We start from the raw sequence: 12,896 nt of genomic DNA, 5'->3' as shown, positions 1-12,896 counted from the left end.
ACATCCGACTCACTGCCGCGTAGGACGCAGCAATCCGACGCGAAGGCAGGTGAGCACCCGACTCCCCTCTGTAGCATCATCTGACCAGGCGTTAGCAGCCCACACAGAGACTGGGAGATCGGACGAGGGATGACGAGCACGCCGAAACCAGCGCAGCCGATCAGCCCAGCCGCCTACGGAGCTCTGGCCGGCGCGCTTAAGTCGATCTTCTGGTACAAGCGTGACCTCGAACGATTCATCCGCTTGTGGGCCACGGACCACCCTTCACTGCTGGCCCACATGGACTTCAGCGGCTACAAATGGGCCACCGCAGATGAGTTCGTGGACCGGTTGATGGCAAATGAACGCCAATACCGCGACCTTTCACTTCGGATGATGGCGGAGGTTTCTCAACTGACGAGCTTCCCTGCACTGAAACGGCACGAGAGCGCCGAATCGCTGATCGCCGAAGCAAGGGAAGCAGTCGACCATCTCAGGGGGCTGGTGGACCGCCAGCGCGTTGCCCACGAGCAACAGTCGCAGTTCGATGATGAGCTTCTCACGTACCGCGCTGTAGTGGAGGCCCAGCATGGCTTTGAAGCTAAGCTTGCCGCTCTTAAAGAACGCTTCCTCGAACTGGAGCGCATGGATAATCGCCAGAAGGCAGGCAGGCTCTTCGAGCCTTTCCTGAATGACGTCTTCAGGCTGTTCGACATGGAACCGCGCCTGTCATACAGCCTGAAGTACGAGCAAATCGACGGCTCGCTCACCTTCGACACGGACGACTACATCGTTGAAGCCAAGTGGTGGCAGGAGGCGATCCAGCCCCACCACCTCTACAGCTTCAATGAAAAGGTGAGGCGAAAGGGGAAAAATTCGCTTGGAATCTTTATCAGCGTAAATGGATTCACCAGCGGAGCCCGAGAAGCCTACAGGGAGAGTACGCCGTTCCTGACGATGGAGGGGCTCGATTTCTTCTACGTTCTCGACGGGCGCCTCACGCTCGACGAACTTTTGCGGCGCAAGAAGCGTCACGCAAATGAGACCGGAAGCTGCTACTTTCCAGCCACGATGTTCCCGGGCGAATAGCCGAAACAGCCCGTCGCCGTCAAGCCGGAGTCGACGGAAGGCCCTGCACCCAAACTCAGGGTGCGCAACTAACGCCACCCGTTAAGTGACACCTGAGAACTGCCGTGCAGGTACTGATGGAGAGCACTGGCAGTTGTGTCGACAAAGGCGTCGGGGATGGCATTGACCGCCGGTGGTCGTGTTGGCGTACGCGAGATAGGCGCTGCCCATGTCGAGGGCGTTGACGGTTTGGTGCATACGCCGATTGCCGAGGAGGTCCCAGAAATTGCACTCCTGCACCGCCAGGATGTCGCCTCAAGGCCCTTGAGGAACCTGACCTGCCGCGCCATCGGTCACCGGCGCCGAGCCCGAAGTCGCCATGACCGCCGAACAGGGTGTTGAACGTGACGACTCTGATGGTCACTTTCGGCCTCCCAGAGAGATCGTAGCCAGCCGTTCGCGTTCCCACGTCACGGATTTCGATTGGCCGCGGGTCTGTGCGGTCACATCAACGGGATCGGGCCACTTTTGCGTGAACCCGCGCGACGAGATGGTTCGCCGGCAAGCCTCGTCATTGCGCGGGGCAGCGGATTTCCACTTCCCGTCCCGATCGCGTTGCCCACTCCACAGAACCTTAGAACTAAGATATCTAGGCGCAAGCGTCTGGCCGAAGGCTTCTTCAGTGCAAATGCATCCTTGCCTCAGCTGGTCGGCTCGACCAGATCTCCCGCAGCTCCGACACGGTTCGGTCTCAAAGAACCCCAGCCGACCGCCCGGGATGCCGTCCGGCCGCGTTCGGATCACTGCGCAGGCTCAGGCCGGCAGGGCGTTCCACGCGTCGTAGCCGTAGACCCAGTCGGCGTCCTCGGCGGACTTCAGCCAGGTGTTTCCGCGCGAGCCGAGCTGGACTCTGCTGGCCCGCGCAAGCCGTGCGGACTCGTAGACCGCGAGGGCCGCGGCGCCATCGCCCGGCTGATTCGCGACGGCGCAGGCGAGGACGACGGCGTCCTCGATGGCCATGCCGGCGCCCTGGGCCATGAACGGCATCATCGGGTGGGCGGCGTCTCCGAGCAGTGTGGCGCGGCCGACGGACCAGCGGGGCAGGGGGTCCCTTACGTAGAGCGCCGATTTGAGCACCGAGTCGCAGGCGTCGAGCAGGGCGCGCGCCTCGGGATGGAAGTGCTCGTACAGGGAGCGCAGCTCGACCACATCGCCCGGCGAGGTCCAGGACTCCTCGGTCCAGCTGTCCTGCCGGGTCGTCGCAAAGACGAAGGTGTCACGCCCCCGGTTGAGCGGGAAGGTCACGATCTGTGTCTCGGGGTCGGGTCCCCACCACTTGGTGAAGGTGCCCAGGTCGGGCAGATCCAGCCGGTCGGTGGGGACGACGGCCCGGTATGCGACCACACCGGTGAACTCCGGGCTCTCCCGTCCGAAGAGGGCGGTCCGCACCATCGAGTGGATGCCGTCGGCTCCCACCACGGCGTCCACCTCGGCCGACGATCCATTCGCGAACGACAGCCGGACGCCTGGGCCCTGACCCTGCTCCAGCGCGGTGAGCCGGTGTCCCAGGCGGATCACCTCCGGGCCCAGGGCGGCCTCCAGGGCGGCGAGCAGGTCCGCCCGGTGGATGGTCAGCTGCGGTGCCCCGTACCTCCGCTCCGCGGATTCGCCCATCTCCAGCCGCGAGGTCTCCTCACCGCTGTCCCAGGTGCGGCTGATCCGGTGACTGGGGCGGGCTGCGGTCTCGCGCAGCGCTTCACTCACGCCCAGACGGTCCAGTGCCCGTACGGCGTTCGGGGTGAGGTTGATGTCCGCCCCGACCCGGCCGAACGCCGAAGCCTGCTCGAAGACCGTGACCCGGTGGCCCCGGGCCCGCAGGGCAATGGCGGCGGCGAGTCCTCCGATACCGCCTCCGACGATGCCGACGTGCGTACTCATCATTTGCTCCCGCTCTCAGTCGGCCCAGGCGAGCGGGCCGCCGGTGCCGAGGTAGATGCTCTTCTGCCGCTGGTACGCGCGGACGGCGCCGATGCCCTTCTCACGGGTCGAGCCGCTGTCCTTGACCCCCCCGAACGGTGTGGCGACGGAGAGCTGCTTGTAGGTGTTGACCCAGACGGTGCCGGCGTCGATCGCGCGGCCGAGCCTCCAGGCGCGGGGGAAGTCGCGGGTCCAGATCCCGCAGGCCAGGCCGTAGGGTGAGTCGTTGGCCGCCGCGACCACCTCGTCCTCGTCGCGGAACCGAAGGGCCACCAGGACCGGCCCGAAGATCTCCTCCCGTACCACCCGGGCGTCGGAAGCGAGACCGTCCAGCACGGTCGGGCGGAGGTAGTTCCCGGCGGCGAGGTGCTCGGAGTCGGGGCGTCCACCACCGGCCCGCAGGGTGCCGCCCTCGGCGAGGCCGGCTGCGATGTACTCCTCCACCGAGGACCGGTGCGAGGCGGTGACCAACGGCCCGAGCTGGGTGTCCTCGGCCCGGGGGTGGCCGACCCGGAGCCGGTCCGCGCGTTCGGCGATGCGTCCGACAACCTCCTCGTACACGTCGTCGTGGACGAAGAGGCGGGAGCCGGCGATGCAGGACTGGCCCTGGGAGCTGAAGATCCCGTAGAGGATGCCGCTGACCGCGAGGTCCAGGTCGGCGTCGGGGAGCACGATCGTCGGGGACTTGCCGCCGAGTTCGAGTGAAGTGGTCTTGAGCAGGCCGGCGGCGGTCGCGGCGAGCCGCCGTCCGGTGTCGGTGCCGCCGGTGAAGGAGAGGTGGCCGACGCCGGGGTGCTCGACCAGGCGCTGTCCGACGGTTGCGCCGGGGCCGGGGAGCACGCTGATCAGGCCCGGGGGGAATCCGGCCTCCAGGAGCAGCGCGCCGAGTTCCAGGGCCAGCAGCGGGGTCCAGGCGGCGGGTTTGAGCACCACCGCATTGCCGGCCGCGAGGGCTGGCGCGATCTTCTGGGCGTCGGAGGCGATCGGGCTGTTCCAGGGGGTGATCGCGCCGACGACGCCGATCGGTTCGTGGACCGAGAAGGCGAGGTGGTCGCCGCGGGACGGGGGGATCGCGCCCTCCTGGGTCTCCAGTACGGCGGCCATGTACCGGAAGGTGCCGGCGGCGCTCGCGACCAGGGCGCGGGTCTCGGTGATCGGTTTGCCGTTGTCGTGGCTCTGGAGCAGTGCGAGCTGTTCGGCACGGGCCTCGATGAGGTCTGCGGTGCGGGCGAGGTGGCGGGCCCGCCGGTGCGGGAGCAGGTCGCGCCAGGACCGTTCGGCGCGGGCGGCGTCGCCGAGCCGGACGGCTTCGTCGACGTCCTCGGGGGCCGCGCCCGCGAAGGCGGCGAGGATGCTGCCGTCGGCGGGGTCGGTGGTGGTGAGTTCGGCTCCGCGGCCTTCGGTCCATTCTCCGCCGACGAGGATGCGGCCGGGCGGAGCGAGCCTTTCCGGAACGGTGGCGGGCGCGGTCATGACGGGGCTCCCGGTACGTGGACGGGCGGGGTGAAGGGCGTGGGCATCGGCGGGTAGGCCGCCAGGTCGATCTCGACGACGGCGGGGCGGCGCAGCCCGACCGCGTCGTTGAGGACGACCGCCACGGATGCCGGGTCGTCCACACGTGTGTGGTGCAGGTCAAGGGCACGGCACACGGCCGAGTAGTCGGGGGTGACCAGGTCGACTCCGGACCGGGCTCGGCCGAGTCCGTCCTGCATGTTGCGGAGCACCCCGTAGCCGCCGTCGTTGAAGATCAGCAGCACCAGCCAGGGGGCCTCCTGGGCCAGCGTCATCAGTTCGCCGAAATGCACCGCGAGGCCACCGTCGCCCGCTATGCACACGGTGGGCTCGTCCGGTCGTCCGACGGCGGCTCCGATGGCCATCCCGAGGCCCTGTCCGATGCCGCCGCCGCGCGGGAAGACGTTGTCCCGGGGGTCGTGGATCTCCAGCAGCCGGTTGCCCCACGAACTGGAGGCGATGGTGACGTCTCGGGCGATCACGGCCCGGCGCGGGAGGACCTTCCGGAGCGCGTCGGGGAAAGCGGTGTGGTCGCCGAGCCCGGCACGCTGCTGTGCTCGGACGTCCTTGCGGATTCCACGGACCCAGGTGGCCCAGGGCTCGCGCGGGGCCGCGCCGAGCGCCACGAGTTCGGCGGCGAGCCCGGTCAGGAACGCACCCGCGTCGGCGACCAGTCCGTGGGCGACCGGGTACACGCGGCCGATCGCGGCCGGGTCGAGGTCGACCTGAACGTGTGTGGAAGGCATGGTGAGGGTGTAGTCGGCCGTCTCGTTGGAGCGGAAGTGCGTGCCGACGCTGAGCAGGACGTCCGCTTCGGCGAGGAGGGCCCGGCCGTCGGGGGATGTCGCGTAGTTGCCGACGCACAGGGGGTGGTCCTCGGGGACGGCGCCGCGGCCCGAGTTGCTGGTGAACAGCCCGGCGCCGAGCTGTTCGACGACGGTGCGCAGTGCCGGGCCCGCGTTCGCGACGCCACCGCCGGCCCAGATCACCGGCCGTTCGGCGGCGGCGAGGAGGCGGGCGGCGGCGGCGAGCGCGTCCCGGTCGGGCGCGTCGCCCGGGGCGGGTGCGCCGGAGGCCGGGCCGAGGCCCGGGTGGGCGGCGTACTGGAGGTCGATGGGCCACTCCACCGAGGAGGGTCCGCCGGGCACGGCGAGGGACCGCGCGACGGCCTCCTCCAGGACGGCTCCGGCGCTGTCGGTGTCCGTGATGGTGACAGCGTGCCGGGAGACCGCCGTCAGCATCCCGAGCTGGTCCTTGGTCTCGTGGATGAAGCCGCGCCCGGAGCCGAGGTATGGCGTGTCCACCTGGCCGGTGACATGCAGGACGGAGCTGCCCGCGCTGAGCGCCTCCACGAGGGAGCCGGCCGCGTTGCCGGCGCCGGTACCGGTGCTGGTGAGCGCGCAGCCCAGGCCGCCCCGGGCCCGTGCGTAGCCGTCGGCGGCGTTGACCGCGGTCGCCTCGTGCCTGACGGGCACGAAGCGCAGCTCGCGGTCGACGGCTTCCACCAGGGGCAGGTTGTGCACGCTGATGATCCCGAAGACGGTGTCCACGCCGTGGCGCCGGAGCACGTCGACGAGGAGGTCGCCGCCGTTGCGCCCGGTTTGACCTGTCATGATTTCTTGCTCCTTTGCTGGGCGTGCGGGATGGGTCAGAAGAGTCCGCGCGACACGCCGCCGCACACGTCGAGGGCCGCTCCGGTCACGTACGAGGACCTGGGCGAGAGGAGGAAGCCGATCGCCGCGGCGACTTCGTCGGCGGTGCCGAACCGGCCGAGGGCGATGCCCCGGTCGTCGGCCAGTTCGCGCTCCCACTCCGCAAAGGGGGTGCCGCTCCCGCTCTCGGTGTGGCGGCGGCGCCACTGCCCGGTGTCGATGAGCCCGAGGCAGACCGAGTTGACCCGGATGCCCCGCGAGGCGTACTCGATCGCCATCGACTTGGACAGGTTGAGCAGTCCGGCGCGGGCGGCCGAGGTGGTCACGAGTCGGGGTTCGGGCTGCTTGGCCAGTACCGCGTTCACATTGACCACCGAGGCCACCGGCGACCGTTCGAGCCAGGGCAGGGTCCCGGCGAGCACATGGAGGACGCTGCTGAACTTGAGGTCCAGCTCGTCGCGGAACTCGGTGGGTCCGGCGGTGTCGAGCCCGGCCATCCGGGACTGGCCGGCGTTGTTGACGACGCCGTCGAGGCCGCCGAACCGCTCGGTGGAGGCGGCCACCAGCCCCGCGACGGCGTCGGCGTCCCGGACGTCGCAGGGCAGGGCCAGAACCCTCTCGCGGGGTGCCCCTGCCTCTTCGGCGAGCCGGTCCGCGGCCTTCGCGAGGACGTCGGCACGGCGTCCGCAGGTGACGACCCGGGCGCCCTCGGCGAGCAGCAGGGCCACGGTGGCCGCGCCGACGCCGGAGCTTCCGCCGGTGACGAGGTAGGTGCGGTCGTTCAGCAGCAGGTCCACGGCGGGTCAGTCCCGGGTGACGCCGTGCATGGCGGACGTCTCGGGGTAGGTGGGGACCTGCGGCTTCTGAGCGCCGATGATGACGCAGAAGAGTGCGTCGGTGTCGCCGTTGTTCTTCAGGCTGCGCGGGACGCCGGCGGGGACGACGATCATGTCGCGGTAGCCGAGGGTGCGCTTCTCGACCTTTCCGTCGCGGTGGATGCCGACCTCGACCTCGCCTTCGAGTACGAAGAACGCCTCTTCGGCGTCGTGGTGCGTGTGTTCGGGGCCCTCGGCGCCGGGGGGCAGCAGCATGTTGGAGAAGGTGAAGCCGCTCGAGGCGATGGTGCGGTGGTCGTTCTCGTGGTTGCCGGTGGCGCCGGAGCCGACGTATCGGATCTGGGCGCGGGCGAACTGAGCCCCTGCCTTGGCCTGGAATCCGAGGGTGTCCCAGTCCTCGTGGCGGGTTGCCCTGCTGAGGATGAGGGAGTCGGTGAAGGCCGCGAGTTCGGCGTCCTCGTATCGGAGGGTCATGTCTTTTCCTTCCTTGGGTGTGACGGGGGCGTGGGGGTCTCGGGGCGGGGCCGGAGGACCGGCCGCGAGGGCGGTCCGGCGCAGCCAGTCGTTGACCAGCTCGGGCTGCTCCTGGTTGGCGAGGTGGCCTGCGCCGGGGACGGCGGCGAGCACGGCGCCGCTGATACCGGCGGCGATCTCCCAGGCGCGGTCGAGCCCGGTGACGGTGTCGTGCTCGCCGGCGAGAACGAGCGTCGGCGCGGTGATCCGGGGCAGGTCGGCGGTGAGGTCGGCCGAGGCCATGGCTTCGGCGGCCTCCGCGTAGCCCGGCAGCCGGATCGCTTCGGCCATCGCGGTGGTTGCGGTGGCGACGAGTCCGGCTGGGGCATCGGGTGCGAGGAGCCGTGGCGCCCGCTTGCGGGCGAACGCCTGCGGGCCGAGTCGTCGCAGCTCGGCGGCCCGGGAGCGCATCTGCTCGGCCCGTGCGGCGTCGGTGCCCGAGCCGAGGCTGGCACCGATGACGGTCAGGGACCGCACCAGCTCCGGGTGGGAGGCGGCGAGCCGGAGCGCGATCACCCCGCCCCAGGAGACGCCGACGACGTGGAACGGGCCGTGGTCCAGCGCGGTGCGGGCGACGGCGATCGCGGCGGTGACGTACCCGTCCAGTCCGACGGGTCCCGTCGGATCCGGTGAGGCCGCGTACCCCGGCGCGTCCCAGGCGACAAGGGTGAACTCACCTGAGAGTGCTTCCAGTTGGAGAGCGAAGGAGGCCGACGAGGAGCCGATACCGTGCAGGAGCAGCATTCCCGGGCCGGTGCCGGCCGTCCGGTGGGCGGAGACCATTCAGACCACCCCTTTGGGTTGCCCGACCAGCACCCCGAGCGAGCGGAGGACCGCGTGCGGGACCACGCCGCTGGTGCGCGGGTTCGTCACGGACGGCAGGTTGCCGATCTCGAACCGGTAGCTGCCGCAGGGGCCTTCGGCCTCGATGATGTGGCGGGTCAGGGCGGCTCCCGGGTCGGCGAGGAGCCGTACCTCGACCAGGCCGATGTCGCCGACGGCCCAGCCGACCGTCGCCGCGACGTTGAGCGAGCGGGGGAAGAGGCGGGTGGCCCTTGCAGCGTCGCCCCGGAAGATCTCGACCGGTTCGGCGGTACGGCGCAGCCGGTCGGCGGCGTCGTCGTCCATCCAGGGCTGGACCAGGGTCGCGGGCAGCTTGGTGGTGGTGACGCTGACCTTGTCGAACGGTGCCTGGGCCGCCGCGGCCGTGAGGATGTCCGCTCCGCCGACGGCACCCGAGGTGATCAGGTAGCGTCCCGGGCCCGCCTTGTCGAGTCCCTCTGCGACTCCGGGGTCGCAGAGGGCACCGACCGAGGTGACCAGGAGGTCGACCCCGTGGTCCAGGATGGTCGCGCCGGACTGGGCGATCACGGTCTGGCCCGCGCATTCGACGATCACGTCGGCACGTTCCATCGCGGCGGCGAGGCTGATCTGCGGCAGGCCGAGGTCGCCCGTCCTGCGGTCGTTGACGAAGCCGACCGGCTCGACTCCGGGCAGTCGGCCGGCTTCGAGCGCGCCGATCACCGCGCGCCCGATCGCTCCGGCACCGATCACTGCGGCACGCACCGGTTCTCCTCCGGGGCGGGTCACCGGGCCTTCTCCGTTCCGGCGAACACGCCGCGGTCCTCGACCCCGGACATGTGTTCGCGCACCTGGCGCGAAGGCGGGCCTGCGGTCCCCCACAGGTCGGACAGTTCCGGCACCCGGCGCCAGACCCGGCACAGCCACTGGTCCTCGACGATCTGGGCGACGTCCGAGGTGTACTCGCAGACAAGACCTGCGGGGTCGGCGAAGTAGGAGAAGGTGTTGTTGCCCGGGCCGTGCCGCCCGGGGCCCCACAGCGGGGTGACCCCGTGGTGCCTCAGCGAGCCGATGCCCCGCATGAAGTGGTCCATCGACGGCATCTCGTACGCCACGTGGTTGACCGAGGTCCACGCGGCCTGGTTGAAGGCGATGCTGTGGTGGTCGGTGTTGCAGCGCAGGAACGCCATCTGGTGCTCCGACCAGTCCGACACCCGCATGCCGAGCACCTCGGTGTAGAAGGTGACCGCCGCGTCGATGTCCACGGTGTTGAGCACGACGTGGGTGACGCCGGTCGGCACTGCCCGGTCGCGGCTCTGCGGGGTGACGGAATGGACGTCGCAGCTCAGCTCGATCCGGCGGCCCTCGGGGTCGGCGAGCTCCAGGCCGTACCCGGCTCCCACGGCGTCCAGCGGACCCGGCTCGCGCAGCAGCGGCACCCCCTTGGCGACGAGCCGACGGCCCGCCTCGTCGACCTCGGCCCGGGTGCGGACGGCGAAGCTGATGCGTCCGAGCGCGTTCTGTTCCGTCCGGGAGAGCTGGAGGACATGGTGGTTCGCGCCGGTGCCGCGCAGCCAGGCGTCATCGGAGTCGCGTTCGACGACCGAAAGGCCCCACACCTCCGAGTAGAAGTCCGTACAGGCGGCGACATCGGGCACCCGCAGCTGCACCGAGCGCAGTGAGTGCAAACGCACGACCGGCTGGTCCATGACTACCTCCAATTATCTTAGCGCTAAATCATTAAGTACTCAGAGATTCGAAGTCAAGATGCTTAGAGCAATGAGATCTGCGAAGGTCCGCCTACGCTCCGCTCACACCCCGGGACCCGCCTCACGACGTCGACCGGTTCGTTCAGCAGTGGCGTGCACAACGTCCCGCCCTCGACCGGTGACCCATCGCGCTGTTCGGCCAGGCCCACCGCGTCCACCTGCGACACCAGGCGCTCATCGGCAAGGGGTTCGACGCCTACGGCCTCAAGCCGGCCTCGTTCGACATGCCGGTGGCGCTGCGGCGGTCGGTGCGCCCTACCGACCGCCCGGAACCAAGCTCGCCGCCGAGTCCCCGCTCAGCCCGGCGGGCATCATTCTGCGCCTGGACCGCCTCGAACGGACCGGACTCATCGGTTAGAGCGTCCGCATTGGGCCGCGGCAGGGACCGCACCCCCGTTTCGACGGCGACTCGCCGTCCGGTGCGCCCGCACACCACGCCGAACCGCGGGTCGCCGGCACTTCCGGCCACGTCGGCCGTACGGCCCCGGAAGCGCTCGAACCGGACCTCCCGCCCCTCTCCGGCATGCTGCACGACCACCTCGCTCCGACGCGCTGGACCGCAGCTCGCGCGGCACCTCGGCCATGGAGGCCGACACCGGTGGCGACCGGTCGTGATCCAGCCTGCACGCCACCCATCCGGCATCCCTTCCTAGTCATCTTAGCTCTAAGATAATCAGGCGTTCCAGTCCCTGACAAGACATCGAGGGTGGTCAGATTTCCGGTCGGGGCGGCTCGTGGGTGGGGCAGGGGCTGTCGTTCGAATCGGCCCGACTGTGGCCGGCGGCGCTTCCTCGCCGGGCCGGTCCGAACCGCGGGTTCTAGCCGGGGAAGCTCTTCAGCGAGGTTTCGAGCTTCTTGAGCAGGTCGGCCAGCAGCTTCCGGTCGGTCGCGGACAGACCGGCGAGCAACTCGCCCTCTCGCTCGAAGTGCTCGGTGGCGACCTCGTTCAGCAGGTCCAGCCCGCCCGTGGTGAGTTTCACCGTGATGACGCGCCGATCCGATTCGTCGCGCTCCCGTCTGACGAGGCCCGCCCTGACCAGCTTGTCCACGGCCTGTGTGATGCCGCCGGTCGTCACCAAGTTGAGCTCGGCGAGGCGGCCGGCCGTGCAGCCATAGGGGTCGCCCTGTCTGCGCAGGGCGGCCAGCACGCCGAAAGCGGCCATGCTGAGGCCGTGCTTCTCGAAGACTCTGCCGATGTGCCCCTGGTACAGGTTGTAGCTGCGGTGGAGCCGTCCCAGCACTGCGAGCGGCGAGGAGTCGATGTCCGGGCGCTCGCGGCGCCATTGAGCGAGCATGAGGTCGACTGCGTCGCTCTTCATCCCATCCGTCACGATCCGGCTCCTCGCACTCTGCTCACGGCTACTGCTTCGACTTCCGGGACTTGGTTCTGCCCGTCGCCCGCAATCCAACACCACTCGACCGGATGGGTGACGTCGCCGATCGAACTCGCGACCGTAGCCGTGGATGAGCTTCCCGGGGCTCACCGATGCTCAGACGGCCGGGGCGCGCGGCAATGCCGCCACGGGAATCACGGTCCCAGCGACTAGTGATAGACGAAGCCGCCATTGACCACGAGTTCCTGACCGGTCAGGTAGGCCCCTTCGGGGCCCAGCAGGAACGCGACCAGACCGGTGACATCGGTGGGCACTTGGGCACGCTGGAGGGCGCGGCGTTCTGCGTACAGTTCATGGCGACGGTCCGGAACGTGGGAGGCGCCTTCGGTGAGCGTCAGCCCCGGCGAGACGGTGTTGACGGTGATCCCCAGACGTCCGAGGTCGCTGGCCATCGCCCGGGTCAGCGCCGCCACTCCGCCCTTGGAGGCGATGTAGTGCGCCAAGCGCTCGGAGCCGTTGTGGGACGCGTCCGAACCGAGATTCACAATGCGCCCGCCACCCAGCTCGATCATCGCGGGCACCAGGGCCCGCGTCACCAGCCAGGTCCCGCGCAGGTTGACCCCCAGTACGGCGTCCCAGGATTCGACCGGTATCTCGTGCACCAAGTGCCCGCCGACCCCGGCAGCCAGGGCCGCGTTGTTGACCAGCCCCGCCGGAGCATCCCCTGCCAGGAGTCGCCGCGCCCACGCCGCCACGGAGTGCTCGGAGGAGACGTCCAGATAGTCGAACCTCGCGTCGATGCCCTGCGCCCGCAGGGATCGCGCGACCTCCTCCCCCTCCTCGACGAGAATGTCGGCCAGGCGCACGGTGCCGCCTCGACTGCCGATGTCCTGGGCTATGGCCGCACCGAGTCCGCGCGCAGCACCGGTGACGACGAAGGTGAGACCCGTCAGCCCGCCCGGCAGGGTGTCGACGCGCGTCTCAGGCCGCTCGGCTCCAACGCCAGCCGCCGCCAGGTCGGTCAGCGGTGCCGACTCATCGCTCTTCACGTGGCCTCCTCTTGGCCTCGATCCTCAACCGAAAAATACCTTACAGCTAAGATGTACGATCTGGAGGGTTGCCGACAGTGACGGTTCACCGGGCGCATGGTGATAACCGGCGGATCATGTGCGACCCACCGGCCGTACCGGAAGTCACGTAGAGAGTCCGCCGCCGCGCCCATACCGGTCCGGCGTGCCTCGCCCTGCGTCCCTGCCCCCGGTCGGGGCGAGGCGCGGGCGGGTGCTTCGGCAACCCCGGTGACCGGGCGGTGTTCCGCTCCGGCTCCCACAGACCGGCAGACAGCGGGCCGTCACCACCCGACCGGGCAACAGGCCGCGACCGTCGGCGGAAACAGCGCGGAACGCCTTGCCGCCCGGCCGCGGGAACCCGAGACCACGAAGGGCCCACGGGTCC

10 protein-coding genes and 2 pseudogenes are annotated in these 12,896 nt (G+C 69.7%); 1 reads left to right on the top strand and 11 read right to left on the bottom strand.

Translation table 11 applies throughout. The features are described from left to right. Window positions 1-129: 129 nt before the first annotated feature. Entirely contained in the window at window positions 130-1,068 is a 939-nt protein-coding gene (locus ACWF94_RS01610) for a restriction endonuclease (RefSeq protein WP_453483613.1), read from the top strand. Window positions 1,069-1,136: 68 nt separating this feature from the next. Here ACWF94_RS01610 and ACWF94_RS01605 read toward each other — a convergent pair. The 11 genes and pseudogenes from ACWF94_RS01605 to ACWF94_RS01555 all read right to left on the bottom strand — a co-directional run. Further along, window positions 1,137-1,232, bottom strand: a pseudogene (locus tag ACWF94_RS01605) (NUDIX domain-containing protein); the annotation flags it as partial. A gap of 628 nt (window positions 1,233-1,860) precedes the next feature. After that, entirely contained in the window at window positions 1,861-2,985 is a 1,125-nt protein-coding gene (locus ACWF94_RS01600; protein ID WP_453483611.1) for an FAD-dependent monooxygenase, read from the bottom strand. A gap of 15 nt (window positions 2,986-3,000) precedes the next feature. Beyond that, window positions 3,001-4,497 (bottom strand): aldehyde dehydrogenase, encoded by a 1,497-nt coding sequence (locus ACWF94_RS01595; RefSeq protein WP_453483609.1) that lies wholly within the window; start codon window positions 4,495-4,497, stop codon window positions 3,001-3,003. Further along, window positions 4,494-6,149, bottom strand: a complete 1,656-nt coding sequence (locus tag ACWF94_RS01590; protein ID WP_453483607.1) for a thiamine pyrophosphate-binding protein — start codon at window positions 6,147-6,149, stop codon at window positions 4,494-4,496. Before ACWF94_RS01590 ends, ACWF94_RS01595 begins: the two co-directional genes overlap by 4 nt. Window positions 6,150-6,184: 35 nt before the next feature. Continuing rightward, window positions 6,185-6,985, bottom strand: coding sequence for an SDR family oxidoreductase (locus tag ACWF94_RS01585; protein ID WP_453483605.1), 801 nt, complete (start codon window positions 6,983-6,985; stop codon window positions 6,185-6,187). A 6-nt stretch (window positions 6,986-6,991) separates the two neighbouring features. Beyond that, entirely contained in the window at window positions 6,992-7,498 is a 507-nt protein-coding gene (locus ACWF94_RS01580) for a cupin domain-containing protein (protein WP_453483650.1), read from the bottom strand. A 99-nt stretch (window positions 7,499-7,597) separates the two neighbouring features. Continuing rightward, window positions 7,598-8,281: pseudogene (locus ACWF94_RS01575) on the bottom strand (alpha/beta fold hydrolase); the annotation flags it as partial. 39 nt (window positions 8,282-8,320) lie between these two features. Then, window positions 8,321-9,103: an aspartate dehydrogenase domain-containing protein gene (locus ACWF94_RS01570; protein WP_453483603.1), complete on the bottom strand. Its 783-nt coding sequence runs from the start codon at window positions 9,101-9,103 to the stop codon at window positions 8,321-8,323. 20 nt (window positions 9,104-9,123) lie between these two features. Next, on the bottom strand, window positions 9,124-10,047 hold the full coding sequence (locus ACWF94_RS01565) for a VOC family protein (RefSeq protein ID WP_453483601.1): 924 nt from the start codon (window positions 10,045-10,047) through the stop codon (window positions 9,124-9,126). Between the two features lie 878 nt (window positions 10,048-10,925). Further along, complete coding sequence (locus tag ACWF94_RS01560) at window positions 10,926-11,438, bottom strand: MarR family winged helix-turn-helix transcriptional regulator (protein WP_453483600.1); 513 nt, start codon at window positions 11,436-11,438, stop codon at window positions 10,926-10,928. 212 nt (window positions 11,439-11,650) lie between these two features. Further along, complete coding sequence (locus tag ACWF94_RS01555; RefSeq protein ID WP_453483648.1) at window positions 11,651-12,394, bottom strand: SDR family oxidoreductase; 744 nt, start codon at window positions 12,392-12,394, stop codon at window positions 11,651-11,653. Between the last annotated feature and the right edge of the window lie 502 nt (window positions 12,395-12,896).

The organism is Streptomyces sp. NPDC055078 (assembly GCF_053607985.1).
This window is presented reverse-complemented; position numbering and strand designations above follow the sequence as displayed.